Source organism: Streptomyces rubrogriseus, from assembly GCF_027947575.1.
Classification (GTDB): Bacteria; Actinomycetota; Actinomycetes; order Streptomycetales; family Streptomycetaceae; genus Streptomyces; species Streptomyces rubrogriseus.
This window is the reverse complement of the sequence record NZ_CP116256.1, coordinates 1,599,383-1,625,200: the sequence shown is the minus strand read 5'-3', so window position 1 is coordinate 1,625,200 and position 25,818 is coordinate 1,599,383. Positions and strand designations below refer to the sequence as shown.

Below are 25,818 nucleotides of genomic sequence, written 5' to 3'. Positions count from 1 at the left end.
ACCATGGCGGGACCCGTCCTGGAAATGCGCTCGATCGTCAAGACCTTTCCCGGTGTCAAAGCGCTGTCGGACGTCACGCTCACCGTTCGCCAGGGCGAGGTCCACGCCATCTGCGGGGAGAACGGCGCCGGCAAGTCGACCCTGATGAAGGTGCTCTCCGGAGTCCACCCGCACGGCAGTTACGAAGGTGACGTCCTCTTCGAGGGCGACACCTGCCGGTTCAAGGACATCCGGGCGAGCGAGCAGCACGGCATCGTGATCATCCATCAGGAACTGGCCCTGGTGCCGTACCTGTCGATCGCGGAGAACATCTTCCTCGGCAACGAGCACGCCAAGCGCGGGCTGATCAACTGGAACGACACCCTCAGGCACGCCGCCGAACTGCTGCGCCGGGTCGGTCTCGACGAGCACCCGGAGACCCGGGTCGCCGACATCGGCGTGGGCAAGCAGCAGCTGGTGGAGATCGCCAAGGCGCTGTCGAAGAAGGTGAAGCTGCTCATCCTCGACGAGCCCACGGCGGCGCTCAACGACGAGGACAGCGGCAAACTCCTCGACCTGATCCTTCAGTTGAAGGAGCAGGGCATCACCTCGATCATCATCTCGCACAAGCTGAACGAGATCCGCCGGGTCGCCGACTCGGTCACCATCATCCGCGACGGGCGCTCCATCGAGACGCTCGACGTGAAGGCGGCCGAGACGACCGAGGACCGGATCATCAGCGGGATGGTCGGCCGTGACCTGGAGAACCGCTTCCCGGACCGGACCCCGCACCAGCCGGAGCAGGGCACGGCCCCGGCCCTGGAGATCCGCAACTGGACCGTGCACCACCCCATCGACCAGCAGCGCAAGGTCGTCGACGACGTCTCGATCGAGGTCCGGCGCGGTGAGATCGTCGGCATCGCGGGACTCATGGGCGCCGGCCGCACCGAGCTGGCGATGAGCGTCTTCGGCCGCACCTACGGCCGGCACGCGGGCGGCACCGTCCTCAGGGACGGCAGGGAGATCCGCACGAAGACCGTCCCGGAGGCGGTCGGACACGGGATCGCCTACGTCACCGAGGACCGCAAGCACTACGGCCTCAACCTCATCGACACCATCAACCGGAACATCTCGCTGACCGCGCTGGGCAAGGTCTCCAAACGGGGCGTGGTCGACGAGCACGGCGAGCGGCAGGTCGCCGAGGACTACCGCAAGTCGATGAACATCAAGGCGCCGACCGTCTTCGAGCCGGTCGGCAAGCTGTCCGGCGGCAACCAGCAGAAGGTCGTCCTGAGCAAGTGGATCTTCGCGGGTCCCGAGGTGCTGATCCTGGACGAGCCCACCCGCGGTATCGACGTGGGCGCCAAGTACGAGATCTACACGGTCATCGACCGCCTGGCGGCCGAGGGCAAGGCGGTCGTGTTCATCTCCTCCGAGCTGCCGGAACTGCTCGGCATGTGCGACCGCATCTACACGATGGCCGCGGGACGGCTGACCGGTGAGTTCTCGCGGGCCGAGGCCTCGCAGGAGGCGCTGATGCGGCAGATGACGAAGGACAAGCAGGACCAGAAGTCCCGGAAGGACGAAGAGGTAAGCCGATGAGCACGGACGTGACCGCCAAGACCCCGGCACCGGCGCCGCCCGGCAGAGAGGGCTCGGCCTCCGGCGGCGGGCTGCTGCAGCTGATGCTCGACGGCATGCGCCGCAACATGCGCCAGTACGGCATGCTGATGGCCCTCGGCCTGATCGTGGTGCTGTTCGCGGTGTGGTCGGACGGCGACCTGCTGCTGCCGCGCAACGTCTCCAACCTGGTGCTGCAGAACAGCTACATCCTGATCCTCGCGATCGGCATGATGCTCGTCATCATCGCGGGCCACATCGACCTGTCGGTGGGTTCGCTGACCGCCTTCGTCGGCGCGACGGCCGCCGTCCTGATGGTCAACCACGACCTGCCCTGGCCGGTGGCGGTGATCCTCTGCCTGGCCATCGGCGCCGCCGCCGGTGCCGTGCAGGGCTTCTTCATCGCCTATCTCGGCATACCGTCGTTCATCGTGACCCTCGCGGGCATGCTGCTCTTCCGCGGTCTGACCGAGATCTTCCTCAAGGGCCAGACCCTCGGCCCGTTCCCCAAGGACCTGCAGAAGATCGCCAACGGCTTCCTGCCCGAGGTCGGCCCGAACACCAACTACCACAACCTCACCCTGCTGCTGGGCTTCGCCCTGATCGCCTTCGTGGTGTACCAGGAGGTCCGCGACCGCAAGCGGCAGCTGGAGTTCTCCCTCGACGTCCCGCCGCTCAAGCTGTTCCTGCTCAAGCTGGTCGCGCTGGTCGCCGCGGTCCTCGTGGTCACGCTGCTGCTGGCCAGCTACAAGGGCGCGCCGATCGTGCTGCTCATCCTGGGCGTGCTGGTGGTCGGCTTCGGCTACCTGATGCGCAACGCGATCATCGGCCGCCACATCTACGCCATCGGCGGCAACCTGCCCGCGGCCAAGCTGTCGGGCGTGAAGGACAAGAAGGTCACCTTCCTGGTCTTCCTGAACATGGGCATGCTCGCGGCCCTGGCGGGTCTGGTCTTCGCCGCCCGCTTCAACGCGGCCTCGCCCAAGGCGGGTCTCAACTTCGAGCTGGAGGCCATCGCCGCCTCGTTCATCGGCGGCGCGTCGATGAGCGGCGGTGTCGGCACGGTCCTCGGCGCGATCATCGGCGGCCTGGTCCTGGGCGTGCTCAACAACGGCATGAACCTCGTCGGCATCGGCACCGACTGGCAGCAGGTCATCAAGGGCGCGGTGCTGCTGGCGGCGGTCGGGTTCGACGTCTGGAACAAGCGCAGGGTCGGTTCGTAACGGATCTCGGGCCCCGCCACTCACGGCGGGGCCCGCTTCTTCTCACGGAAGTACAGGAGCCGCACGTATGGAACTGAGCAGACGAACGGTCATCGCGTCGGCGGCAGCGGCCGGCGTGGCCGCCACCGCGGTCGGCGGCACGGCGCACGCGTCGGGAGGCAGGAAACCCGTGAAGGAACTCTTCGGCAAGCTGGCCGACGGGACGAAGGTGTACCGCTGGTCGCTGGAGAACGGCGGCACGCGGATGAAGGTGCTGTCGTACGGCGGCGTCGTGCAGTCCCTGGAGATCCCGGACCGCCGGGGCCGCTACGCCAACGTCTCGCTGGGCTTCGACAACCTCGAGGACTACGTCGCCCGCAGCCCGCACTTCGGCGCCCTGATCGGACGGTACGGCAACCGCATCGCCAAGGGCCGCTTCACCCTGGACGGCAAGGAGTACCAGCTCTCCGTCAACGACGGGGAGAACTCGCTGCACGGCGGCGCCCTCGGCTTCGACTACCGGGTCTGGGACGTCGAGCCCTTCACCCACGGCTCGGACACCGGCCTGGTGCTCCACTACACCAGCGTCGACGGCGAGATGGGCTACCCGGGCACGCTCAGGGCGAAGGTGACGTACACCCTCACCCGGCGCGGCGACTGGCGCATCGACTACGAGGCCACCACCGACAAGGCCACCGTCGTCAACCTCACCAGCCACGTCTACTGGAACCTGGCCGGCGAGGGCAGCGGCACGATCGAGGACCACGAGCTGTCGATCGCCGCCTCCCGATTCACCCCCACCGACGCGGGCCTGATCCCCACCGGCGAGCTGGCCCGGGTGTCCGGCACGCCCTTCGACTTCCGCCGGGCCAAGCCGATCGGCCGGGACATCCGGGACGCCCACCCGCAGCTGGTCACCGCCAAGGGCTTCGACCACAACTGGGTGCTCGACAAGGGCATCACCGACCGCCCCGAGCACATCGCCACCCTGCGCGAGAACGCCTCCGGCCGCACCCTGCGCATCGCCACCGACCAGCCCGGGCTGCAGTTCTACTCGGGCAACTTCCTCGACGGCACCCTGACCGGCACCGGCGGCTCCCTCTACCGCCAGGGCGACGCCCTGTGCCTGGAGACGCAGCACTTCCCGGACTCGCCGAACCAGCCGTCGTTCCCGTCGACCGTGCTGCGGCCCGGCCAGACGTACCGGACGTCGACGGTGCACTCGTTCGACGCCTAGCCGACGACGGGGCGCGGGCACACTTTCTTCACACCCGTTGAACGGTGCCCCGTCCGTCTCCGTATACAAGGGCGGCCCGTGTCCCCCACGCGGGCCGCCCACTTACGGAGGTCCACTTGTCCGGCAACGTCACCTCGTTGTTCCGCAGCACCGCGGCGCACAGCCCCTCGATGGCGGCGCTGACGCGGGAGAGCGGCGAGGCGGCGGGCGCGGGACCGGTGGACTTCTGCATCCCCTGCAACCCGTACTTCCCCACCCCGGCGATGTTCGAGGAGATGGCCGCCCGACTGCGCGACATCGTCACGTACTACCCGAGCAGCGCCGACACCATCACCGCCGAGCTGTGCAGTCTGCTCCAGCTCCCGCCGCAGTGCGTGGCGATGGGCAACGGCTCCACGGAGCTGATCACCTGGATCGACCACCTGCTGGTCCGGGAGTCCCTCGCCGTCCCCGTCCCCACCTTCGGCCGCTGGACCGACCAGCCCATGGAGACCGGCAAGCGGGTCGACATGTTCCCGCTCCAGGAGGCCGGCGGCTTCGCCCTCGACCTCGCCCGGTACGGCGAGTTCGTCCGCGCCAGGGGCACCCGGGCCGTGGTCGTCTGCAACCCCAACAACCCCGACGGCGGCTATCTGCACAAGCAGGCGCTGGTGCAGTTCATGGACGCGATGGCCGACCGGGACCTCGTCGTGATCGACGAGTCCTTCCTGGAGTTCGCCGACGCCGAGGCCGAACCCAGCGTGGTCCAGGAGGCGATGCTGCGCCCCAACGTCGTCGTGCTGCGCAGCCTCGGCAAGAACTTCGGACTGCACGGCATCCGCTTCGGCTACCTGGTCGCCAACCCGGCGCTCGCGGGCCGGGTGCGCGCCATGCTGCCCAAGTGGAACCTCAACTCCTTCGCGGAGCACGTGGTGTTCATGCTGCGCGACCACGGCCCCGAGTACGCGCGGAGCCTGCACCAGGTGCGCAGGGACCGCCTGGAGATGGCCGCCCAGCTGTCCGCGCTGCCCGGCCTGACCGTCTACCCCTCCCAGGGCAACTTCCTCTTCGTCCGGCTTCCCGTCGGCGCGGAGGGCACCGCCGTGCGGGACCGCATGCTCACCGAGCACCGGGTGCTGGTCCGGGAGTGCGGCAACAAGATCGGTTCGTCCAGCCGCTTCCTGCGTCTCGTGGTGCGCCCCCAGACGGACGTGCGTCGCCTGGTGTCCGGCCTGGAACAGGTGCTCTACGGGGCCGGGAGGGGGGCCGCCGTGCCCGGGCCGGCCACCGGGACCGGCTACAGCTCGGGCACGGCGGCGGTGGACCGCCTGATGTACGAGACCAACGGCTCCGGCATGCGCGCGATCACCGCCCAGACCGCCGGTGCCGGTGCCCCGGGGCTCGCCGCCGCTCCGGCCCCCGCCGCCGGCACCGGCATGCCGCTCCCCGCCGCGGTGCCGGTGGCTCCGGCGACGGCCGCCGTGCCCGGCCCCGCGCCGGTGCCCCAGCCGGTGCCGGTCCCCCAGCCGGTGCCGTATCCCGGGCCGGTGCCGGTCCCCCACCCGGCACCGGCCCCGCAGCCCATGCCGGCCCCGGCTCCGGCACCCGCCCCGGCCGCCGCGTACCCGCCGCCGTTCGGGCCCACCCCGCCCGGCGTCCCGGCCCGCGGCGGTCTCACGGCCGCCCAGGTCAGGGGCACCAACGGCCTGGAGTCGGTCCCGGCGACGGGCTGGCCGAACGCGGCCGGGATGGGTCAGGCGGGCTGACCCCGTGGCCGGCCCGCCCGGCCGCCCCTACCCGGCCGGGGTGCCCGGCGTCGGCGAGGTGTCCGACGGGCTCGGGCAGGGCGCGTCCGTCGGGGAGGCCGTGGGGTCGGGGGACGCGGTTCCCGGTTCCGCGGTGCAGTCGTCCGTGGGGGTGGGCGAAGGGCTCGTACCGGTCGGGTCCGGCGAGGGTGCCGGGGTGTCGGTGGGGGTCCCGCCGGGGGACTCGCTGGGCGTTTCGGAGGGGGATCCGGTGGGTGGCTGGGAGGGGTCCTGGCTCGGCGAGGGCACCGGCGGGGTGGACGGCCCGGGGCTGCCCGGCGTGGTGCCCGGGTCCGGGCCGATGACGATGCCGCCGTCCCCGCTGCCCCCGCCGTTCCCGTGGCCCCCGCCGCCCTCGCCGTCGACGGGCTCGGTCGCCCGGGTGTCACCACCCGCGCCGGGACTCTTCGGGAGGACGCCCTTGCCGTCGGGGACGGGGTGGACGCCGCGGCTGTAGAACTCCAGCCAGTACCTCACCAGTCGCAGATAGGTGCGGGAGTTGTTGTAGCTGAGGACCGCCCGGTCCAGGTCCGCCGCCCGGCCCAGGTCCCGCTCGCCCGCGCACAGGTAGTGCCCGGCCGCCAGCGCCGCGTCGAAGACGTTGTTCGGGTCGGCGCGGCCGTCGCCGTTGCCGTCCGCACCCCAGCGGGCCCAGGTCGACGGCAGGAACTGCATCGGGCCCACCGCCCGGTCGTACACCGTGTCGCCGTCGTGGGCGCCGCCGTCGGTGTCCCGGATGAGGGCGAAGCCCCGTCCGTTCAGGGGCGGTCCGGTGATACGGCCGAGGGTCGTGCCGTTCCGGTCCACCGCGCCGCCGCGTGCCTGGCCGGACTCGACCTTGCCGATCGCCGCGAGCAGTTCCCAGGGCAGCCGGCAGCCGGGGTCCGTCCTGCCGACGGCGGTCTCGGCGGCGCGGTAGGCGCGCAGCACGGTGGCCGGAATGCCGGACTGGGCGCGGATCTGGGGCCCGAGTGCGGGCGGGACCGGCCCGCCGCTCCGCGTCCTGAGGGGCGGGAGTTCGGTGTGGTAGGAGCCGTCGCCCGGTGGCGCGAGCGCGGCGAACGGGCCGTCCGCCGTCGGCAGGCCCAGGTCGTCGGCGGCCGGCCCGGCGTGGCTGTCCTCGGAGTCCCGGGTGAGGCCGGGGGCCTGGGAGGCGGTGAGGGCCGCCATGGCCGCCACCGCGAGCGCGGTCGTGCGCAGTCCCTTGCGGGCCCGGCCGGAGTACAGGCGTCGGGCACGGCGTACGGACATGGTCGTCACTCCTGTCGGATCCGTCGGGGACGCGGGGGCGGGAAGTGGCCCACGCGGGCGGTCGGCCGTGCGGCTCAGCGGCCGAAGGTGTCGAGGGTGGAGACCAGCCAGCGTCCGTCGCGGTGCACGACGTCGACGGCGAGCATGGCCGCCGCGTACACGCCCTCGTCCTGCGCGGCCGCCCCGTCCGTCTTGCTCCCCTCGTCCGTCGCGGCCTTCTTCCCGGTGGTGGCGACGCTGCTCTGGTCGGCGTAGACGAGGACCCGGGCCCGGTCGCCGTCGATGCGTTCGACGGCGCTCTCGGTGACCGTCGTGGTGATCACCGCCTTCTGCTCGTCGGCCCGGGCGCGGACGTCGGCGAGCAGGTCGCGGTGCTGGCCGACGGCCTTGCCCGTCAGGAGGTCCCGGGCCGCCTCGTCGAGGGCGCCGGGGTCGGCGTGGTCGTAGGAGAAGAGGCGGTCGACGGCCTTGGCCACCTGGCCCTTGATCTCGCTGGTGCGGGCGAGGTCGGTCAGTGCGGTGTTGCTCCGGGCGGGTTCGGACCTGAGCCCCTCGGCCTCCGCGTGCGCCCAGCCCGCGAAGCCGCCGAGGAGCACGGTCAGCGCGCACAGCAGCACGAGGACCACGGGGCGGCGCGACCGGGCCGGGGCGGCCTTCTCGTCCCCGGCGGTGGGCGGGTCGGCGGTACCGGCGCCGACGGGCGTCAGGACGGCCGTGGCGCCGCGCCCGCCGGTCCGGACCGGCGTACCCTGCGGGTGCCCGGCGGGGGCGGCGGGCCGGGTCTCGCGGGCCTGGCGGCGCCGCTGGCGGTTGATGTGGTGACGGGTCGTCGACATGGTGCGTGTCCTCCTCGCTGCGGCCGGCTCTCGCGGTACGGGACCGGCTCAGCCGGTCGACGTCCCGCCGACGGGCGCCTGGCCCAGGGCGCTCAGCTTCCACCGGCCGTCGGTCCGGGTGAGTTCGCCGAGCATCCGGCTGTCCTTGTCGCTCTTCGCCCCGTCGGCCGCCTCGACGGTGACGCGCAGGGCGACCAGCACCCGGGCGCGTCCGGCGCGGTCGTCGAGTTCGGTGACGGCGCCGGACAGCACCCGGGCCGTGCTGACCGTCTTCGCCTCCTTCACCTGGGCGGTGAACTCGTCGCGTCCGGAAGCGAGTTGGTCGTGCAGTTCGCCGGTGGTGGACGACTCCCACAGGTCCAGGCCGCGCTTCAGCTCACGGTGGTCGAGCGTGTTCAGGTTCTGCACGGCCTGCTCGCCGGCGGAGAGCGCCGCGTCCCGCTGTGCGGCGTAATCGGCCTGCTCGTCGTGGGCCGCCCGGTACCAGTCCTGCCCGGCCCAGGCGGCGAAGCCGCCCGCGACGAGGGCGAGGGCCAGGGCCAGGGCGGGCAGCGGCCGCCCGCGACCGACGCCGAGGAGGCGGACCGCGCGTTTCATGGGCTGCTCCAGTCTCCCGCGCATGGTCAGCGGGCCTTGATGTCGACGATCCGCCAGCGGTCGTCGTCGAGCCGTGCGGTGACGGTGAGCTGGGCCGCCGCGGTGGTCGCCCCGGCGTCGCCCTTGCCGCCCTTGCCCTTGCCCGGGCCGCGGTGGGAGGTCTGGTCGAGGAAGACCAGCAGGCGGGCCCGGTCGCCGTCGAGTTCGATCACTCCGGTGCGTACGGCCCGGGTGCTCAGGGTGACGCGCTGCTCGGTGAGGTCGTCGCGGACCCGGGCGAAGAGGGTCTCGTACTGGCGGGCGGCGCGGCCGTCGAGGACGGTGCTCGCGGAGCGTTCGGCGGCCGCGGTGCCGTCCGGGGTGTAGGAGAAGATCCGGGCGAGGGCGTTGCCGACGTCGCCCGCGACGCGGGAGGTGGCCTCGGCGTCGGTGAGCGCCTGGTTCCGGGCGGGCGCCTGCGACCTCAACTGGTGGGCCCCGTAGAAGAATCCGCAGCCGCCGAGCACGAGGGCGACGGCGGTGCCCGCCAGGACCGCGTTCCGCAGGCGTCCGTTCGGCGGACGGGCGGCGGGGGCCTCCTCCGGCTCGGCGGCCTCGGGCTCGGGCTCGGGCTCGGCAGGGGCGTCCGTGGCGTCCGTGCCGGGGGCCTCCTCCGGCTCGGCGGCCTCGGGCTCGGCAGAGCCGTCCGTGCCGTGGGCCGGCTCGTCCACCGTGCCGGGCTCCGGTGCGGCGCTCCTGCGCTGCAACCACGTCGGTGTCATCGCTCCCCGCCCTTCTCCTCCGCCACCGGAACGGCGCTCAGTGCCCGTACCTTCCACTCCCCCTCGCCCGTGCGGGCCAGGACCGCCTCCAGGCGCTTGCGGTCGGTGGACGGCTTCTTCGCCCCGCCGGGGGTGACCTCGACGCGCACGGTGGCGATGAGCTTGGCCGTGCCGGACCGGGTGTCGAGCGCGGTGACGGCGGCCTCGGTGACGGTGCCCCGCGCCGAGGTCCCGGCCGCCGCCTCGGTGCCGCCGAGTTCCTTGCGCAACGGCCCGGTGGAGACGGCACGCCAGTCCCGGATGCTCCGCTCCGCCCGCTCCCGGGTGGCGGCGTCGAGCGTGGTGAGTACGGCGATGCCGTCCCGCCCGTCGGCGAGCGCCTCGTCCCGCTCCCGGCCGTACGCGAGCCCGTCGTCGGTGCGGGCCTGCGTGTACGTCCACGCGCCGGTGCCGCAGACGCCGAGGGCCAGCACGAGCCCCGCTCCGGCGAGGATCCGGGCCCGCCTCATCGCGCACCCCCGGCGGCCGGGGCGAGGAGACCGGTCAGGCCGGCCGGTGCCTCACCGCTCTGTCCGGGCAGGGCGAGCGCACCGGGGAGGGCCGTGGAGCCGTCCTCGGCCGGGGAGCCGCCCCCGGCCGGGGTGGTCCGGCCGCCGCCCGAGGGCAGGGAGCCGGGGGTGGCCGGGTCGGGGACCGGGCCGCTCGTCGGGGCGTTGGCCGAGCCGCGTACGTTCTTCCCGCCCGACGCCGGGGCGGTGCAGGCGGCGTCGGTGTTGAGGGCGGGCGCGGTGCCGAGGTCGAGGCCGTTGCGGTAGCGGGTGCCGCCGTAGCCGTCGGTGCAGGGCAGGGGGCTGAAGAAGGTGACGGCCAGGCCGAGGTCCAGCTTGCCCCCGTCGACGGCGGTGGCACCGGCGGAGACGGCCGCCGGGTACTTCACGAGGAGTTCCTCGATGCCGCGCTGCCGGGTGACGGCTACCTCGGAGGTGGTCAGCAGGTTGGCGAGGACGACCCCGAGGCTCGGGTCGAGGTCCCGCAGCAGGCCGCTGACCTGGGTGGCGGCCTCGGGGGTGACCGCGAGCAGGCGGCGCAGGTCGGCGTCGGAGCCCTTGAGGGCGGCGGCCAGGTCCTTCGCTCCGACCGCGAAGCCCCGGATGGCCTGCGCCTCCTGGGCCTGGGTGCGCAGGACGGTCTCGCCGTCGTTGATGAGCAGCGTGGTGGACGGCAGGGCGCGGTCGGCGGCCTCGACGAAGTCGCTGCCGCTGTCGAGCAGCACCTGGAGGTCGTCGCCGTGTCCTTCGAAGGCCTTGCCGAACTCGTCGACGACCGTGCGCAGGTCCTCCAGCGGGACTGAGCTCACCAGGTCGTCGACGCTGGTGAGGACGTCGGTGACGGGCGCCGGCACCTCGGTGTCGGCCTGTTCGATGCGGGTGCCGTCGGCGAGGTAGGGGGAGCCGTCGCTCTCGGGCCGCAGGTCGATGTACTGCTCGCCGACGGCGGAGAGCCCGGCGACCACGGCCTTGGTGTCGGCGGGGATGCGGGGCGCGGACTTCTTGATGCGGAGTTCGGCGACGACGCCCTCGGCGGTGAGGTCGATCGGACCGACGCGGCCCACCGACACGCCCCGGTAGGTCACGTCGGAGTGGGTGAACAGCCCTCCGGTGCGCGGGAGTTGCACGTCGACGGTGTAGTAGTCGGCGACGCCCACGTAGCGGCCCAGGTCGGCGTAGCGGATGCCGAGGAAGGAGAGGGCGAGGACGGCGATGAGGAGGAAGGCGAGGTTCTTCAGCCGTACGGCGAGCGTGATCACCCGTGTTCACCCCCGGACGCCGGCCCGGTCCCGGACACGGAGGGCAGCGGCAGCGGCGAGGCGGAGCCCTGCTTTCCCGGGGACCCCTTCCGCGAGGTCGGCTCCTTGGCGGCCGGGTCCTTGGCGGCCGGCTTCTTCGCGGCCGGGTCCGATCCGCCGTCCTGCGCCGTCGCGGACGCGGTCGGCCCGGGCGTGCCCCCGTCCACCAGCGGCGGGATCACCTCGGTCCCGGGCACGGCGACCATGCTCAGGTACGTGTTGAGGTAGTCGCCCTTCACCCCGCGCAGCACCTCGTCGGTGAACGGGTACGTCAGCAGCACCTGGAGCGAGTCGGGCAGGTCCGTGCCCGCGTCGGCCAGGGCCCGCAGCGTCGGCGCGACGGCCTTGAGGTCGGCGATCATGTCGTCCTTGCTCGCGTTGATGGTGGAGACGGCGACGCCGGACAGCGTGTCGAGGGAGCGCAGCATGGTCAGCAGGGACCCGCGCTGCCTCTCCAGCGTCTTCAGTCCGGGCGAGAGGTCGGTGAGGACGGTGCCGACGTCCTCCTTGCGGGTGGCGAGGGTCGAGGAGAGCCGGTTGACGGCGTCGAGGGCGTCGGTGATGTCCCCGCGGTGGTCGTCGAGGTCGCCCACCAGGGTGTTGACCCGCTTCAGCATCGAGCGGACCTCGGGTTCGCGGCCGCCGAGCGCGGCGTTGAGCTCCCGGGTGATGGTCTTGAGCTGGTTGACACCGCCGCCGTTGAGGAGCAGCGACAGCGCGCCGAACACCTCCTCGACCTCGGTGTTGCGGCTGGTGCGGGCCAGCGGGATGACGCTCCCGTCGGTCAGCCGGCCGGCTCCGGTCTCCTTGGCGGGCGCGACGAGCTGGACGTACTTCTCGCCCAGCAGGCTGGACTGTTCGAGGCGGGCGGTGGCGTCGGCGGGCAGCCGCACCTTGCCGTTGATCTCCATGGTGACGCGGGCGGACCAGTCGTCCTCGCCGAGTTCGATGCCGGTGATCCGGCCGACGGCGACGTCGTTGACCCGTACCGCGGAGTGCGGGACGAGGCTGAGCACGTCCTGGAGTTCCGCGGTGACGGTGTAGGGGTGGTCGCCGAGGTCGGCGCCGCCGGGCAGCGGCAGGTCCTCGATGCCGTCGAAGCCGCTCGGTACGACGGTGACCCCGCCGACGGTCAGGGCGAGGGCGAGTCCGAGGGCGGCCAGTCCCCCGGCGGTGAGGCCGGCCACCCGGCCCCCGGGGAGCGTCGCGCGCTTCATCGCCCCTCCCCCTTCTCCGTCCCGGCCACGGGCAGCGGCAGCAGCGGGCCGCCACTGCTGATCTCGTTGAGGTTGGCGCGGCCGTCGAGGGTGCGGGTGTCGGGGTTGTAGGCGTTCACGACGTTGTCGGCGGCCAGCGGTGCCACGTCCAGCGCCTCGGCCAGCGAGGCACGTTGCTCGACCAGGGTCCGGGTGATGGGGACGAGCCGGTCGACGTTCTTCTTCAGCTCGCCCCGGTTGTCCTCGATGAAGGTCTTGACCTGGCCGAGGGCCTTGCCGAGTTCCTCCAGCGCACCGGTGAGGTCGTCCTTGTTGTCGGCGAAGAAGCCGACGACCTCGTCCAGGCGTTCCTGGGCGGTGCGCACGTCGGTGTCCTTGTTCTTCAGCATGGTGGTGAAGGTCTGGAGGCCGGCGAGCGTCCTGAACAGGTCCCCGCTGCTGCCGTCGAGGGTCTTGGCGGCCTTGCCGAACTCCTCGACGCCGTCGCCGATGGCCTCGCCGTTGCCGTCGAGGTTGTCGGCGCCGGTCCTCAGCAGTTCGGACAGGGCGCCGTCGGAGTTGGCGCCGTCCGGGCCGAGGGCGTCGCCGAGTTCGGTGATGGAGTCGTAGATCTGGTCGATCTCGACGGGGACGTGGTTGCGGGAGGCGGGCAGCACGGCGCCGTCGGCGAGGGCGGGGCCCTTGCGGTAGGCGGGGGTGAGCTGCACGTAGCGGTCGGCGACGACGCTCGGCGCGACGACGACGGCCCGCGCGTCCTCGGGGACCTTGATCCCGTCGTCCAGCCGGAGGCCGACGCGGACCCTGGTGCCCTCGGGGTCCACCGACTCCACCTCGCCGACCCGCACCCCGAGGATGCGCAGGTCGGACCCGGCGTAGACGCCGATGGCGCGGTCGAAGTAGGCGGTGACGCGGGTGCCGCCGGCTTCGAGGGCCCGGGCCGCGGCCAGGCCGCCGGCGGCGAGCACCACGAGGGCGAGCACCCCGGTGAGGATCTTTCGGCGTCGGGTCATCGCGCACCGCTCCCCTGGGCCGCCGCGGGCTGTTTCGGCGGCAGGCATCCGGTCGAGGGCTGGGAGGTCTCGGGCAGGTAGTCGCGGGGCACGACGCCGCACAGGTAGCTGTCGAACCAGCGGCCGTTGCCCAGGGTGTTGCCGACCAGGCGGTAGTACGGGCCGACCAGGGCGAGGGTCTCGCCCAGCCGGGTGTTGTTCTTCTCCAGGACGCTGGTGACCCGGCCGAGCGCCTTGAGGGTGGGGCCGAGCTGCTTCTCGTTGTCCTTGACGAGGCCGCCGAGTTCGGTGCCGAGGTCCTGGCTGCCCTTGAGCAGGGCGCTGATGGCGGTGCGCCGGTCGCGGAGTTCGCCGAGCAGCGGGCCGCCGTCCTCGATGAGGGTCTCGAAGCTGGACTTGTTGTTCTCCAGCGTCTTGGTGAACCGCGCGCTGCCCTTGAGGAGTTCGGAGAGCTTCGCGTCGCGCTTCGAGATCGACTTCGACAGGTCGGACAGGCCGGTGGCCGCCTTGCGCACGTGCGGCGGGGAGTCCTTGAAGGTGTCGGAGATGGTCTCGAAGCTCTCCGCGAGCCGTCCGGTGTCGATGTCGTCGACGGTGCCGCTGAGGTCCTGGAAGGCCTGGGTCACGTCGTAGGGGGAGGTGGTGCGGGCGAGCGGGATGCGGGCGCCGGGGTCCTGGCGGCCGGAGCCGAGCGGGTCGAGCGCCAGGTACTTGTCGCCGAGGACGGTCTTGATGGCGATGGCGGCTGTCGTCCGGTCGCCGATCCAGGCGTCCTCGACCTCGAAGGTGACCTTGACCTTGGCGCCGTCGAGCGCGACCGCGGTGACCTGGCCGACCTTGACGCCGGCGATGCGCACCTCGTCGCCCTCGTCGAGGCCGGCGGACTCGGAGAAGTCGGCGCTGTAGGTGGTGCCGCCGCCGAACGGCAGCCGGTCGACGTTGTAGACGAGCAGGGCGACCAGGGTGAGGACGAGCAGTCCGGCGACGCCGACGGCGACGGGGTTGCGCTCCTTGACCGGCTTGATGCGGGGGCGCTTCATCCGCGGCACCTCGATTCGGTGATCGCGATGCCGGTCGGCGGCTTGGAGCCGTCGGAGGTGCTGACTCCGCTCACGCGCGCCTCGCAGAGGTAGAGGTTGAACCACGAGCCGTAGGAGGACAGGCGGGCCAGCGCGGTCATCTTGGCGGGGCTCTTCTCCAGGAAGTCCTCGATCTGCGGGGTGTGCTCGCCGAGGTTGTCCGAGAGCCGGCCCAGTTCGCGGATGTCCTGCTTGAGGGGGGCGCGTCCGTCCTCGAGGAGGCCCGCGGTGACGGTGGTCAGGTCGCCCATGGCGGCGACGGCCTCGCCGAGGGGTTTGCGGTCCTGGTTGAAGCCGGTGACGAGCTTCTGGAGGGTGACCACGAGGTCGTCGAAGCCGTCCTCGCGGTCGTTGAGGGTGTCCAGGACGGTGGTGAGGTTCTCGACGACCTCGCCGATGACCTTGTCCTTGGCGGCGACGGTCGTGCCGAGCGAGCCGACGTGGCGGATCAGGCTGTCGACGGTGGCGCCCTCGCCCTGGAGCACCTGCACGATCGATCCGGCGAGTTCGTTGACGTCCTTCGGGGAGAGGCCCTCGAAGAGCGGCTTGAAGCCGTTGAAGAGCAGGGTCAGGTCGAGCGCGGGCGTGGTGCGGTCCAGCGGGACGGTGCCGCCGTCCGGGAGGGTGCCGGTGAGGTCGCCGCTGCCGCGGCCGAGGGAGACGTAGCGCTGGCCGACCATGTTGAGGTACTTCACGGCGGCGGTGGTGGAGCGGGGCAGCGTGCGGTCGTCGCGGACCGTGAAGGTGACCTGGGCGGTGCGCCGGTGGACGACGCGTACGTCGGTCACCTCGCCGACCGTCACGCCGGAGATCCGCACGCTGTCGCCGTCGACGAGCCCGGTGACGTCGGTGAACAGGGCCTTGTAGGTGCTGGTGCCGGTGCCGGAGTCGACACTGGTGCCGGCGACGCTGAGGCCGAGCACGGTCGTGGCGAGGGCGGTGACCACCACGAAGACGAGGGACTTGACCAGCGGTCCGGTCAGCGGACGGCGCCGGGTGTGCGCGTGGTCGGCGCCGGTCATCCGAGGGTCACCTCCGTACCGCGGTAGACGGGGCCGACGAGCAGGCTGCTCCAGTCGGGCAGGTCGTCGGGGCTCTTCCCGGCGGCGGGGGCCAGGAGTTCGTTGACGAGGTCGTTCTCCTGCGGGGAGTTGGCGGGCCCGAGGTCCTGCTCGGCCGCGGGGGCCGCGGTCCGGGCGGTGGGCCTGGGCAGGGCGCCGAGGTAGGGCACCGAGGGGCAGCGGGGCCCGCCGCCGGAGTCGTACACCGGGGTGTCGCGGCCGGGTCGGTAGGCCCCGCGCGAGGCGACGCTGGTGACGTCCACGTGGATGCCGGGGCGGTCGGTGCCCTTGCCGAGCGCCTTGTCCATGGCCGGCACGAACTCGGCGAGGGTGCGCAGGGTGCAGGGGAAGGCCGGGGAGTACTCGGCGAGCAGTTCCAGGGTGGGGCGGCTGGTGTCGCCGAGCCGGATGATGTTGTCCTTGTTCTTGTGCAGGAAGGCCGTCACGTCCTCGGCCGTCCGGGTCGTGGCGCCGAGGGTGGCGGCGAGTTCCGCCTCCTGCTCGGCGAGGGTGCCGCTGGTGGTGGTGAAGTCGGTGAGCGCCGTGATGATGTCGGGCGCGGCGTCCGCGTAGACATGGCTGACCTTCACGAGTTCCTTGAGGTCACGGTTGAGGGCGGGCAGGTTGGGGTTGAACTCCGCCAGGTGCTCGTCCAGCAGGGTGAGCGTGTCGCCGAGCCGCTCCCCACGGCCTTCGAGGGCCTGCGAGACGGCGGACAGGGTGGCGGAGAGCTTCTGCGGCTGGACGGCGGTGAGCATCGGCAGGACGTCGTCGAGCACCTGCTGGAGCTCGATGGCGTTGGCCGACCGGTCCTGGGGGACCACGGCCCCGGCCGCCAGGGGCTCGGGCGAGGGGTTCGCGGGCGGTACGAGGGCGACGAACCGCTCGCCGAACAGGGTGGTGGGCAGCATCTGCGCGCGGACGTCGGAGGGTACGTCGTCCAGCGTGCCGGGCTTCATGGCGAGGGTGAGCCGGGCGCCGTCGCCGGTGGCGTCGATGGCGCGGACCTCGCCGACGACCACGCCGCGCAGCTTCACCTCGGCGCCGGGGTGCATCTGGTTGCCGGCGCTGCCGGTCTCGACGACCACCGGGTCGGAGTCGGTGAACTTCTTGTCGTAGACGGCGACGGCCAGCCAGATCAGCAGGGCGGGCACCAGCACGAAGACGACCCCGGCGAGCCGGCGGCGCAGCGTGTGTCCTTCCGGTCGGCTCATCTCACCCCGCCACCTTCACGGTCGTGGTCGCGCCCCACAGGGCCAGCGAAAGGAAGAAGTCGGTGACGCTGATCAGCACGATGGCGTTGCGCACCGACCGGCCGACGGCGACGCCGACACCGGCCGGGCCGCCGGAGGCGCGGTAGCCGTAGTAGCAGTGGGCGACGATCACCATCACGCTGAAGATCAGCACCTTCAGGACGGAGAGCAGCACGTCCGTCGGGGAGAGGAAGAGGTTGAAGTAGTGGTCGTAGGTGCCGCGGGACTGCCCGTTGAACAGGACGGTCACGTAGCGGGAGGCGAGGAAGGAGGAGAGCAGCCCGATCGCGTAGAGCGGGATGATGGCGACGACGCCGGCGATGATGCGGGTGGTGACGAGGTAGGGCATGGAGCGGATGCCCATGCCTTCCAGCGCGTCGACCTCCTCGTTGATGCGCATCGCGCCGAGCTGGGCGGTGAAGCCGGCCCCGACGGTCGCGGAGAGGGCGAGTCCGGCGACGAGGGGCGCGATCTCGCGGGTGTTGAAGTAGGCGGAGACGAATCCGGTGAACGCCGACGTGCCGATCTGGTCGAGGGCGGCGTAGCCCTGGATTCCGACGACGGTTCCGGTGAAGAGCGTCATCGCGATCATCACGCCGATGGTGCCGCCGATGACGCCGAGGCCGCCGGAGCCGAAGGCCACCTCCGCGAGGAGGCGCTGCACCTCCTTGAGGTAGCGGCGCAGGGTCCGCGGGACCCACAGCAGGGCCCGGACGTAGAAGAGCAGTTGGTCGCCGGAGCGGTCGAGCCAGACGAGCGGGGAGGCCATCGGACCTCAGCCTCCCTTCGGCGGGACGATCTGGAGGTAGACGGCCGTCATCACCATGTTGACGAAGAAGAGCAGGAGGAAGGTGATGACGACGGACTGGTTGACGGCGTCGCCGACGCCCTTGGGGCCGCCGCGCGGGTTGAGTCCCCGGTAGGCGGCGACGATGCCCGCGATGAACCCGAAGACCAGCGCCTTGAGTTCGCTGATGTAGAGGTCGGGCAGCTGGGCGAGGGCGGAGAAGCTGGAGAGGTACGCGCCGGGGGTGCCGCCCTGCATGATGACGTTGAAGAAGTAGCCGCCGAGGATGCCGACGACCGAGACCAGGCCGTTGAGCAGGACCGCGACGCCCATCGCGGCCAGCACCCGGGGCACGACCAGCCGCTGCACCGGGGAGACGCCCATGACCTCCATGGCGTCGAGTTCCTCGCGGATCTTGCGGGAGCCGAGGTCGGCGCAGATGGCCGAGCCGCCGGCGCCCGCGATGAGCAGCGCGACGATGAGCGGGCTGGCCTGCTGGACGACGGCGAGGACGCTGGCGCCGCCGGTGAACGACTGGGCGCCGAGCTGCTCGGTCAGGGAGCCGACCTGGAGCGCGATGACGGCTCCGAAGGGGATCGAGACCAGGGCGGCGGGCAGGATGGTCACGCTGGCGACGAACCAGAACTGCTCGACGAACTCGCGGAACTGGAAGGGTCTTCGGAACACGGCCCGCACGACTTCCGCCGCGAGCGCGAAGAGCCGCCCGGTCTGCCGCAGCGCGCCGGTGATCACGCGCCGCTCCCGGCGGTGGGCATCGGCAGGGTGGCCGCCTCGGAACTCTTCGCGTAGGTGTCCCGGATGGCGGACCGTGCGGCGGGCGGCAACGAGTCGAGCATGCCCATGACTCGCTCACGGCGGCGGACGACGGCCTGACGCGGCGGCATGCCGGGCGAGGGCTCCAGCTGCGGGACGATCACGCGGGGGCCGGCCGGGGCCGCGGGGGCGGCGTCCGCCTCGGCGGCGAGGGTGGCCGCGTCCTTCTCCTCGGACATCCCGATGGGCCCCTCGCGCCGGCCGCCCAGGAACTGGGCCACGACCGGCTCGTCACTGGTGAGCAGCACCTCGCGCGGGCCGAAGGTGACGAGTTGGCGCAGGAAGAGCATCCCCATGTTGTCCGGCACGGTGGCCGCGATGTCGAGGTTGTGGGTGACGATCAGCATCGTCGCGTCGAGCTGCGCGTTCAGGTCGATCAGCAGCTGGGAGATGTAGGCGGTGCGGACCGGGTCGAGACCGGAGTCCGGTTCGTCGCAGAGGATGATCTGCGGGTCGAGGACGAGCGCGCGGGCCAGTCCCGCCCGCTTGCGCATGCCTCCGCTGATCTCTCCCGGCAGCTTTCCCTCCGCGCCCAGCAGCCCGACGACCTCGATCCGCTCCATGACGATGCGGCGGATCTCGGACTCCTTCTTGCGGGTGTGTTCGCGCAGCGGGAAGGCGATGTTGTCGAAAAGCGACATGGACCCGAAGAGGGCGCCGTCCTGGAACATGAGACCGAACAGTTTCCGGGTCTCGTAGATGTCCCTTTCCGGACTGTTCACCATGTCCACCCCGTTGATGAGGACACGGCCCTTCTCGGGTTTGAGCAGCCCGATGAGCGACTTCAGGAAAACGGTCTTACCGGTTCCGGACGGGCCCAGCATCACGCTGACCTCTCCCGCCGGAAGAGTGAGTGACACGTCCCGCCAGATGCTCTGCTTACCGAAGGACTTGGTCAGGCCCTCGACCACTACTTCGATTCCCATATCACCTCCAGCGGACGCCAATCGGATACGCGCTGCGGGCCCGCACGTTAAGTCGGCCCGAAGCGCACTGACAACGGGTGCGGCACGGATCTTCGGCACCCCCGCCGAACTTGTCACCGTGCTGACAACCTCGCCGCCCCGCACTTGTCTCCGGGGAGACAGGGCAGGGTCTCGCGGTTCCGGGGGGTGTGGATCCCGCGGGACCCCGCCGGCGGACACCCGGGCCCGATGGAGGGTGGGCCAGAACGCGTCCGCCATGGCTCCGGCCGACGGGGGCCACCGACCTGGAACCGAGCACCGCACCGGCACGTTACGGCCGAGTAACCTCGGCGGGCAACACCGGGTCCGGAGTTTTCCGGGATACCGACTTCGGCCATCCGGAACCTGTCAGGGAAGGCACAAGAACCCGCCGGCTACTTGTCATCGAGTGAGTATCTGAACCCTCTCGCATGGGACGGTGACGGAGCAGGAGCACCGCGAGCCGAACGCTTCGACCTTGGCATCGGATGACTAAGCCGAATCGCGTTTCACTCACCTCGGAAACAGCTTGTTCCACTTTTCAAAGAATCATGGACGGCCGCATTGTTCGCCTATGTTTCCGACGAGTAACGTCACGGCCCAATCCGGTCAACCCTCAAGGAGAGTCCGAGTCATGAAGAAGAACATGAGAAGGTCGGCCCTCGTGGTGTGTGCGGCTGCGTCGGCGCTCGGCCTCGCCGCCGTCCCCTCCTCGGCGGTGCCCTCCACGGTGTGGACGGTCAACCCCTCGCCGGCCGCCTTCAAGGCCGTGAACGTCGGCAACATCGTGCTCACCGCCACCATCCCCATGACGTGCACGACCTCGACGGCGGCCGGGACGATGGCGAGCGCCACCGGCAACCCCGGGGACGTCGCCGACATCACCACCATGAACTTCGGTGCGTCCGGCTCGCCGTGCACCAGCGTCCTGGGCAACGTCACCACCACGTCGGTCACCCCGTGGGACGTCATCGCGGTGGACTACAACGCCTCCACCGGTGTCACCAAGGGCTATGTCGGCAACGTCAAGGCCAACGTCACCGCCGGCGCCTGCAAGTTCACGGTGACGGGCAAGGCCTCCGGCACGTACACCAACTCCACCGGCATCCTGGCGATCAACAGCACCGCCGGCGAACTGGCGGTCAGCAACCCCGTCAACTGCGGTGCGATCGTCACCCCCACCACCAAGCCCACCTTCAAGGGCAACTACGCCGTCACGGTGGCGAGCACCGGCGCCATCCCCACCATCGTCGGCTCCAACCCGTAGGCCGCCGACCAGCCCCGCCCGCCCGGCCGGTACCCCGGCCGGGCGTTCGCGGGCCCCGTGCCGCGCGCCCGAGCAGACCGGCGCGCCCCGTCCGAGCCATCCGAGCGGAGTCGCATGAAAGCCACGCCAGCCGCCGCCCCGCGGCCGTCCCGGGCCCGTGCCCGGACCACGTCGATCGCCGCGTTCGTCGTGCTCGCCGCCCTGGTCCCGACCACCGCCTCGGCCTCGGGCACCCAGGAGGTCGAGGCCGAACTCCCCTACGTCTGCACCCTCCCCTCGGGGCAGCTGCCCGCGACGGTGCGGGTCTCGGCGGAGTTCCCCGAACGGGCCGTGGCGGGCGAGGCGTTCACGCCGTCCGGCGTCACCACCACCGTCGAACTCCCGGCGGAGGCGGTGGCGGACCTCACCGCGCGCGACGCGGCCGAGGTACGGGCGGCCACCCGGCTCGCCGTCGGCGTCGCCCAGAACACGGCCACGGCCGCGGCGACCTGGCGGGGCGGCGCCGATCCCGTCGCGCTGCCCGGGTCGGGACCGCTGACGCTGGTGACGCGGGGAGACGTCCCCTCGGTGGCCGGCCGGAGCGACGGCGACCTGACGTTCTCCGCGGGCGCCCTCTCGATCGACCTGGCGCTCGGGGCGGCGGACCCGGCCGCCGCGGACCCAGGCTCGCTGACCGTCGACTGCGCCCTCGCCGAGGACGCGCCGGAGCAGGGGCTGCTGGCCACCGTGCCGGTCGGGGCGGGCGAACAGGCACCCGGCGATTCGCCGTCCTCGCCGGGACCGGCCGAGTCCTCCGGGGCGCCGGACGGCGGACGGCCGGACGGACCGGGGGACCGACGGCCGGAACGGCAGTCCGAGCTCTCGCCCGAGGTGCTGGAGAACACCCCTGGCGCCGCCGCTGACCGCGACGACGTCCCGCCCTGCCGCTACGACGAGCAGCACCCGCCCACGGACGTGTCGCTCAACGCCTATGTCACCGGCTACGCCAACGTGAAGAAGATGAAGGGCGCCGCGTACCTCCCGCCGTCCTGCGTGCTGATCGAGCAGGGGCTGCCCGTGCCGGGCCCGCCGGATCCGGAGTACCTGATCTTCGACACCCTGTCGTACGCGAACTTCCACTACCTGGAGCGCAAGCAGACCCCGCCCTTCGAAGCGACGTTCCTGTCCTTCGACTTCGCCCCGGTGAAGGCCACCATGGTGCTGGAGCAGACGGGAACCATGCGGATCGACTCGCGCATGAAGATACGGCTGTCCGACTTCACCACGATCACCGACACCTACGTCCGGGCCCCGCTGGTCCTGCACGTGCTGGACCTCGAGGTCAACGGAACACCCCTGGACGTCGGTTCCGGGTGCCGGACCGAGACGTCCCTCACCTCCGAGGACCCGGACCCCGCGAACTTCCCCGGCGACCACCTGGTGCTCTACGGCCGGGGCGAGCAGATCATCGGCCTGCCTGCCACCGGCTACCTGCTCCTGAGCGGCGGCGCGCTGTCCGGCGAGGCGACCATCCCCGCCTTCACCGGCTGCGGCAGCGACGGCGAGGACCTCGACCGCCTGCTCACCGCCTCCGTCTCGGGTCCGGGCAACTACATCAAGCAGGTCCAGGGCCAGACGTGCGCGATCGCCGCCCCCGTCTTCCCGAGCCCTGAGAACGAAGGCCAGTGCACCGAGGACCTCCAGCCCTACGAGATCCCCGTCGCCGAGCGCTGATCCCTGTCTCACACCTCCACGGAAGGCCACCACCATGCCCCGGATCTCCACCCGCACCCGGCTCGCCACCGTGTCCGCGCTGACCGCGCTCGGCGCCTTCGCCTCCCTGGGCACGGCGACCGCCGCCGAACCCGCGCTGAACGGCGAGTGGGCCCCCTTCACCCGCTGCCCCGTGGACGCCCCGGCGATGCTGGCGGCCGACGGCTTCGAGAAGACCCCGCAGTGTGTGGTGTCCACCTCGGCGAGCGGCACCATCAAGCTGGGCGACACCACCGTGACGACCGGCAGGACCAACCTGCAGATGGGCGTGGTCCAGAACGCGGACGGCACCAGCAGCGTGGTCGCCCCCGCCTCCGGCGCGCTGGTCGCCGAGCCCGCCGCCGTGCCCGGCGGACTGCTCGGCCTGATGTGCCCGAGCGACATATTCGTCATCACGGGCATCTGCAAGTCGCTGGAGAACTCCAGTCTCAACAAGATCACCGCGACCATGGAGTCGGTCGGCGCGCCCTACGCCTTCGACCAGACCGCGGGCGTCCTCACCGACATGCCGATCGTCGCCCTGCCGGTCCGCATCCACCTGGAGAACCCGCTGCTCGGCGACAAGTGCTACATCGGGACGGCCGCCAACCCGATCGTGCTGCGCCCGGAGAACCGCGACTACCCCGAGTTCGGCATGACCTTCTTCCAGGGCGACGGCACCGCGGACCCGGCCGGCGAGATGAGCCGGATCAACCTCACCGGCGCCACCCAGAACGACAGCACCTTCGCGGTGCCCGGCGCCACCGGCTGCGGCCTGAACGTCGGTCTGATCAACCTCGCGGTGAACGCGAAGACCGGGCTGCCCTCCGCCGCCGGGAACAACAGTGTCACCCTGAACGACACCCGGACCCACCTCACCGGACTCAACGCACCCGGGACCGTCGTCCCCGACGCCGGCAAGGTCCTGGCCGAGAACTGGCACTCGGCCGTCGAGTAACAGCCAAAGGCACACACAACCGGGACACGATTCCTCCCCAAGAGATGTACAACACAACAAAGTTGATTTACCTTCAGCTCTGCCAGACCGGTGAACGCCCAGTGGACCGGTCCGGGCTCCACCCACCGAGGGCGGCGCCCGGTCGGCCCACCCCACCGGACATGTCGACGGCAAGGGATCACTCATGCCCTCAATCGCGCGTCCTTCGGTGCTCGGTGAACCGCTCGACCCCCTGCCCAAGAAGTTCGCGGCCTTCATGCGTCCGCTGCTGCCGGGGCTGCTGAACGAGATACGCACCGAGGTCACCCGCAGCTATCCGGTGTACGGCAGGCTGCTCAACGGCCCGGACGGGGACGCGATCCGCCAGGGCGTCGAGCAGGCGCTGACCGCCTTCGTGGACCGGGTGGCCGACCCCTCCAGCAGTTCGGAGCTGCGGGACGAACTGCTGCGCAGGTTCGGCCGGGTGGAGGCCTACGAGGGCCGCGACCTGGAGGTCCTGCAAGGGGCCTACCGGCTCGGCGCCCGCATCGCGCTGCGCCGGGCCAAGACGCTGGGCCGGCAGTACAGCCTCTCCCCCGCGCTGATCCTCGCCTTCGCCGACGCCCTCTTCGCCTACGTCGAGGAGCTGGAGGCGATCACCCGCGAGGGATACGCGGAGGTCCGGGAACGGGCCGCGTCCGAGGAGTCCGCGTTACGAAGACAGTTACTGCACTTCCTGCTCGCCGCCTCGCCGCTGCCCCGGACGGCCGTCTCCGAACTGTGCAAGGCCGCCGCCTGGGAGCTGCCCCGGTCCTGCTTCCTGGTCGCGCTGCAGTCTCCGGCGCCGGAGCACATCCAGGCGGCGCTCGACCGGGACGTCCTCGCCGACCTCGACATACCGCAGCCGCACCTGCTGGTGCCCGGGGACCTCACCCCCGCCCGCCTCGACATGATCCGCACGGCCCTGGCCGGCACCCGCGCCGCCGTCGGTCTTACCGTGCCGGTCGGCCAGGCCGCCGACTCCGTCCGCTGGGCCCGCCGCGTGCTGCAGCTCGTTGACGACGATGTCATACCCGACGCCCCGCTGATCCGCTGCGAGGACCACCTGACGACCCTGTGGCTGCTGTCCGACTCGGCCCTGGTCGACCGGGTCGCGGCCCGTGAACTGGCCCCGCTCGACGAGTTGCCGGCCAGGCGGCGCGACCGGCTGGTGGAGACCCTGCGCGTGCACGTGTCCACCCGGGCACCGGCGGAGCAGGTCGGCGAGATGCTGGGCGTGCACGCGCAGACCGTCCGCTACCGCCTGCGGACGCTGGACGCCTACCTGGGCGACCGGCTCGCCGACCCCGACCACCGCTTCGCCATCGAGGTGGCCCTCCGCTCGCTGCACCTGCGGGGCCACGGCGACCCGGAGTGACGACCGGGGCCCCGGCGCGCGCACCGGCCGGCGGCTCAGTACGCCACGGGCCAGCCGCTGCTCCAGTCCAGGAGGTTGATGCCGAGCTTGGGCGTGCCGTTGTCGTTGCCGTCGTAGTAGTGGTAGACGATCAGGTCGCCGTCCACGTCGTTCATGATCGACTGTCCGCCGGGGCCGATGACGCTGCCGTGCGACTCCAGCACCGGCGTCCCGCCGCCCGCCGTCATCGCGACGCCGTTCCGGTCCCGGTAGGGCCCGGTGACGCTCGTCGCCCGGCCGACCTTCACCTTGTAGGTGGAGCCGGTGCCTGCGCAGCAGGTGTCGTAGGAGGCGAAGAGGTAGTAGTACCCGTTCCGCTTGACGACGTACGGCGCCTCGACGGCCTTGGTGCCGGTCGGGCGGGAGGCGAGGGAGCGGCGGGCGGTGTCGGAGGCGAGCTGCTTTCCGGTGGCCGGGTCGATCCGGATCATCTTGATGCCGGTCCACCAACTGCCGAAGGACAGCCACCACTTGCCGTCGTCGTCGACGAAGAGGTTCGGGTCGATGGCGTTGTAGTCGTCGGCGGAGTCGGACGTGTAGACGATGCCGTAGTCGCTCCAGCTGCCCGGTGCCGCGGTGGTGGAGCCGGCGAGACCGATGGCGGAGGTGTTGGAGCCGAAGGACGAGACGGAGTAGTACATGAGGTACTTGCCGCCGTGGTACGAGATGTCCGGTGCCCAGGCCTCCGGGACGGACGAGTACCGCGACCACCAGCCGGGCCGGGAGCCGAAGGCGTCGGCGCCCGCGGAGAAGGCGGTGCGGTCCGAGGACGCCTTGCTGCTGATGCCGCCGCCGGTGGCGTAGAGCCGGTACTGCCCGGACGAGGTGCGGATCATGGTCGGGTCGTGGGTGACGACGGAGCCGGTGACCCGGCCGGGGTTCGGGTAGGCCGACGCCGTGGAGGGGACGAGGGCGAGCAGTGCGGCGGCGGGGAGCGCGAGGAGTGCGGCTCGTCTGCGACGCATGGGGGACTCCTGTCTGGTCGGAATCTCGAACAACATTCGTGATGTCGGACGTGGCGCAGTGACGGAACCTAGAATCGAAGCGCTTGCGCGTCAATGCCCCCGGCACGGACGGCGGTTGACGTCCGGAAAACGGCGGGTGCCGAAGGTGACCGGCGGGTGAATTC

Annotated in this window: 22 protein-coding genes and 1 pseudogene; 8 read left to right on the top strand and 15 right to left on the bottom strand. The window is 71.6% G+C overall.

What is annotated here, in order from left to right; genetic code table 11:
- Window positions 1-3: 3 nt before the first annotated feature.
- The 4 genes from mmsA (at window position 4) to Sru02f_RS06950 (ending at window position 5,783) form a co-directional block, all read left to right on the top strand.
- The gene (gene mmsA / locus Sru02f_RS06965) at window positions 4-1,581 is read left to right on the top strand and encodes a multiple monosaccharide ABC transporter ATP-binding protein (protein WP_109031582.1); all 1,578 of its coding nucleotides are present in this window, start codon (window positions 4-6) and stop codon (window positions 1,579-1,581) included.
- On the top strand, window positions 1,578-2,822 hold the full coding sequence (mmsB, locus tag Sru02f_RS06960) for a multiple monosaccharide ABC transporter permease (protein WP_003976400.1): 1,245 nt from the start codon (window positions 1,578-1,580) through the stop codon (window positions 2,820-2,822). Before mmsA ends, mmsB begins: the two co-directional genes overlap by 4 nt.
- Window positions 2,823-2,889: 67 nt before the next feature.
- Window positions 2,890-4,038 carry an aldose epimerase family protein gene (locus Sru02f_RS06955; protein WP_164279081.1) on the top strand — a complete coding sequence of 383 codons (1,149 nt, stop codon included), beginning with the start codon at window positions 2,890-2,892 and terminating at the stop codon, window positions 4,036-4,038.
- Window positions 4,039-4,154: 116 nt separating this feature from the next.
- On the top strand, window positions 4,155-5,783 hold the full coding sequence (locus tag Sru02f_RS06950; protein WP_109031581.1) for a pyridoxal phosphate-dependent aminotransferase: 1,629 nt from the start codon (window positions 4,155-4,157) through the stop codon (window positions 5,781-5,783).
- A 27-nt stretch (window positions 5,784-5,810) separates the two neighbouring features.
- Here Sru02f_RS06950 and Sru02f_RS06945 read toward each other — a convergent pair whose 3' ends face one another.
- From Sru02f_RS06945 to Sru02f_RS06880, 14 genes and pseudogenes are all read right to left on the bottom strand, one after another.
- The gene (locus Sru02f_RS06945) at window positions 5,811-7,073 is read right to left on the bottom strand and encodes a lytic transglycosylase domain-containing protein (protein WP_109031580.1); all 1,263 of its coding nucleotides are present in this window, start codon (window positions 7,071-7,073) and stop codon (window positions 5,811-5,813) included.
- A gap of 74 nt (window positions 7,074-7,147) precedes the next feature.
- Window positions 7,148-7,909: a hypothetical protein gene (locus tag Sru02f_RS06940; protein ID WP_109031579.1), complete on the bottom strand. Its 762-nt coding sequence runs from the start codon at window positions 7,907-7,909 to the stop codon at window positions 7,148-7,150.
- A gap of 48 nt (window positions 7,910-7,957) precedes the next feature.
- A complete protein-coding gene (locus Sru02f_RS06935; protein ID WP_109031578.1) occupies window positions 7,958-8,506 on the bottom strand; it encodes a nuclear transport factor 2 family protein in 549 nt (182 codons plus the stop codon).
- Between the two features lie 26 nt (window positions 8,507-8,532).
- Window positions 8,533-9,267, bottom strand: coding sequence for a nuclear transport factor 2 family protein (locus tag Sru02f_RS06930; protein ID WP_109031577.1), 735 nt, complete (start codon window positions 9,265-9,267; stop codon window positions 8,533-8,535).
- The gene (locus tag Sru02f_RS06925; protein WP_109031576.1) at window positions 9,264-9,776 is read right to left on the bottom strand and encodes a hypothetical protein; all 513 of its coding nucleotides are present in this window, start codon (window positions 9,774-9,776) and stop codon (window positions 9,264-9,266) included. Before Sru02f_RS06925 ends, Sru02f_RS06930 begins: the two co-directional genes overlap by 4 nt.
- A complete protein-coding gene (locus tag Sru02f_RS06920) occupies window positions 9,773-11,074 on the bottom strand; it encodes an MCE family protein (RefSeq protein ID WP_109031575.1) in 1,302 nt (433 codons plus the stop codon). Before Sru02f_RS06920 ends, Sru02f_RS06925 begins: the two co-directional genes overlap by 4 nt.
- Window positions 11,071-12,330 carry an MCE family protein gene (locus Sru02f_RS06915; protein WP_109031574.1) on the bottom strand — a complete coding sequence of 420 codons (1,260 nt, stop codon included), beginning with the start codon at window positions 12,328-12,330 and terminating at the stop codon, window positions 11,071-11,073. Before Sru02f_RS06915 ends, Sru02f_RS06920 begins: the two co-directional genes overlap by 4 nt.
- A complete protein-coding gene (locus tag Sru02f_RS06910; RefSeq protein WP_109031573.1) occupies window positions 12,327-13,340 on the bottom strand; it encodes an MCE family protein in 1,014 nt (337 codons plus the stop codon). Before Sru02f_RS06910 ends, Sru02f_RS06915 begins: the two co-directional genes overlap by 4 nt.
- Entirely contained in the window at window positions 13,337-14,380 is a 1,044-nt protein-coding gene (locus tag Sru02f_RS06905) for an MCE family protein (RefSeq protein ID WP_109031572.1), read from the bottom strand. Before Sru02f_RS06905 ends, Sru02f_RS06910 begins: the two co-directional genes overlap by 4 nt.
- Window positions 14,377-15,441 (bottom strand): MCE family protein, encoded by a 1,065-nt coding sequence (locus tag Sru02f_RS06900; protein ID WP_109031571.1) that lies wholly within the window; start codon window positions 15,439-15,441, stop codon window positions 14,377-14,379. The genes Sru02f_RS06905 and Sru02f_RS06900 overlap by 4 nt, the downstream gene beginning before the upstream one ends.
- Window positions 15,438-16,694 carry an MCE family protein gene (locus tag Sru02f_RS06895; RefSeq protein ID WP_109031570.1) on the bottom strand — a complete coding sequence of 419 codons (1,257 nt, stop codon included), beginning with the start codon at window positions 16,692-16,694 and terminating at the stop codon, window positions 15,438-15,440. The genes Sru02f_RS06900 and Sru02f_RS06895 overlap by 4 nt, the downstream gene beginning before the upstream one ends.
- A 1-nt stretch (window position 16,695) precedes the next feature.
- Window positions 16,696-17,502 (bottom strand): MlaE family ABC transporter permease, encoded by an 807-nt coding sequence (locus tag Sru02f_RS06890; RefSeq protein ID WP_003976386.1) that lies wholly within the window; start codon window positions 17,500-17,502, stop codon window positions 16,696-16,698.
- Window positions 17,503-17,508: 6 nt separating this feature from the next.
- Window positions 17,509-18,258 (bottom strand): annotated as a pseudogene (locus tag Sru02f_RS06885) (MlaE family ABC transporter permease); the annotation flags it as partial.
- A gap of 11 nt (window positions 18,259-18,269) precedes the next feature.
- Window positions 18,270-19,280 carry an ABC transporter ATP-binding protein gene (locus Sru02f_RS06880; RefSeq protein WP_164279415.1) on the bottom strand — a complete coding sequence of 337 codons (1,011 nt, stop codon included), beginning with the start codon at window positions 19,278-19,280 and terminating at the stop codon, window positions 18,270-18,272.
- Between the two features lie 652 nt (window positions 19,281-19,932).
- Between Sru02f_RS06880 and Sru02f_RS06875 the strand changes: the two genes are divergently transcribed.
- The 4 genes from Sru02f_RS06875 (at window position 19,933) to Sru02f_RS06860 (ending at window position 24,650) form a co-directional block, all read left to right on the top strand.
- On the top strand, window positions 19,933-20,565 hold the full coding sequence (locus tag Sru02f_RS06875) for a hypothetical protein (RefSeq protein WP_109031567.1): 633 nt from the start codon (window positions 19,933-19,935) through the stop codon (window positions 20,563-20,565).
- Between the two features lie 114 nt (window positions 20,566-20,679).
- Window positions 20,680-22,278 carry a DUF6801 domain-containing protein gene (locus tag Sru02f_RS06870; RefSeq protein WP_109031566.1) on the top strand — a complete coding sequence of 533 codons (1,599 nt, stop codon included), beginning with the start codon at window positions 20,680-20,682 and terminating at the stop codon, window positions 22,276-22,278.
- 34 nt (window positions 22,279-22,312) lie between these two features.
- Window positions 22,313-23,254, top strand: coding sequence for a hypothetical protein (locus Sru02f_RS06865; RefSeq protein ID WP_109031565.1), 942 nt, complete (start codon window positions 22,313-22,315; stop codon window positions 23,252-23,254).
- 184 nt (window positions 23,255-23,438) lie between these two features.
- Window positions 23,439-24,650, top strand: a complete 1,212-nt coding sequence (locus Sru02f_RS06860) for a helix-turn-helix domain-containing protein (protein WP_109031564.1) — start codon at window positions 23,439-23,441, stop codon at window positions 24,648-24,650.
- Window positions 24,651-24,685: 35 nt separating this feature from the next.
- On the opposite strand, the gene Sru02f_RS06855 is transcribed toward Sru02f_RS06860, so the two are convergent.
- Complete coding sequence (locus tag Sru02f_RS06855; RefSeq protein ID WP_109031563.1) at window positions 24,686-25,654, bottom strand: arabinan endo-1,5-alpha-L-arabinosidase; 969 nt, start codon at window positions 25,652-25,654, stop codon at window positions 24,686-24,688.
- Window positions 25,655-25,818: the final 164 nt, after the last annotated feature.

Excerpts from the sequence above, each read along its gene's own strand:
- mmsA (WP_109031582.1), top strand. The coding sequence starts at position 4 with ATGGCGGGACCCGTCCTGGAAATGCGCTCGATCGTCAAGACCTTTCCC.
- mmsB (WP_003976400.1), top strand. The coding sequence starts at position 1,578 with ATGAGCACGGACGTGACCGCCAAGACCCCGGCACCGGCGCCGCCCGGC.
- Sru02f_RS06955 (WP_164279081.1), top strand. The coding sequence starts at position 2,890 with ATGGAACTGAGCAGACGAACGGTCATCGCGTCGGCGGCAGCGGCCGGC.
- Sru02f_RS06945 (WP_109031580.1), bottom strand. The coding sequence starts at position 7,073 with ATGTCCGTACGCCGTGCCCGACGCCTGTACTCCGGCCGGGCCCGCAAG.
- Sru02f_RS06940 (WP_109031579.1), bottom strand. The coding sequence starts at position 7,909 with ATGTCGACGACCCGTCACCACATCAACCGCCAGCGGCGCCGCCAGGCC.
- Sru02f_RS06935 (WP_109031578.1), bottom strand. The coding sequence starts at position 8,506 with ATGAAACGCGCGGTCCGCCTCCTCGGCGTCGGTCGCGGGCGGCCGCTG.
- Sru02f_RS06930 (WP_109031577.1), bottom strand. The coding sequence starts at position 9,267 with ATGACACCGACGTGGTTGCAGCGCAGGAGCGCCGCACCGGAGCCCGGC.
- Sru02f_RS06925 (WP_109031576.1), bottom strand. The coding sequence starts at position 9,776 with ATGAGGCGGGCCCGGATCCTCGCCGGAGCGGGGCTCGTGCTGGCCCTC.
- Sru02f_RS06915 (WP_109031574.1), bottom strand. The coding sequence starts at position 12,330 with ATGAAGCGCGCGACGCTCCCCGGGGGCCGGGTGGCCGGCCTCACCGCC.
- Sru02f_RS06910 (WP_109031573.1), bottom strand. The coding sequence starts at position 13,340 with ATGACCCGACGCCGAAAGATCCTCACCGGGGTGCTCGCCCTCGTGGTG.
- Sru02f_RS06905 (WP_109031572.1), bottom strand. The coding sequence starts at position 14,380 with ATGAAGCGCCCCCGCATCAAGCCGGTCAAGGAGCGCAACCCCGTCGCC.
- Sru02f_RS06900 (WP_109031571.1), bottom strand. The coding sequence starts at position 15,441 with ATGACCGGCGCCGACCACGCGCACACCCGGCGCCGTCCGCTGACCGGA.
- Sru02f_RS06895 (WP_109031570.1), bottom strand. The coding sequence starts at position 16,694 with ATGAGCCGACCGGAAGGACACACGCTGCGCCGCCGGCTCGCCGGGGTC.
- Sru02f_RS06890 (WP_003976386.1), bottom strand. The coding sequence starts at position 17,502 with ATGGCCTCCCCGCTCGTCTGGCTCGACCGCTCCGGCGACCAACTGCTC.
- Sru02f_RS06880 (WP_164279415.1), bottom strand. The coding sequence starts at position 19,280 with ATGGGAATCGAAGTAGTGGTCGAGGGCCTGACCAAGTCCTTCGGTAAG.
- Sru02f_RS06875 (WP_109031567.1), top strand. The coding sequence starts at position 19,933 with ATGAAGAAGAACATGAGAAGGTCGGCCCTCGTGGTGTGTGCGGCTGCG.
- Sru02f_RS06870 (WP_109031566.1), top strand. The coding sequence starts at position 20,680 with ATGAAAGCCACGCCAGCCGCCGCCCCGCGGCCGTCCCGGGCCCGTGCC.
- Sru02f_RS06865 (WP_109031565.1), top strand. The coding sequence starts at position 22,313 with ATGCCCCGGATCTCCACCCGCACCCGGCTCGCCACCGTGTCCGCGCTG.
- Sru02f_RS06860 (WP_109031564.1), top strand. The coding sequence starts at position 23,439 with ATGCCCTCAATCGCGCGTCCTTCGGTGCTCGGTGAACCGCTCGACCCC.
- Sru02f_RS06855 (WP_109031563.1), bottom strand. The coding sequence starts at position 25,654 with ATGCGTCGCAGACGAGCCGCACTCCTCGCGCTCCCCGCCGCCGCACTG.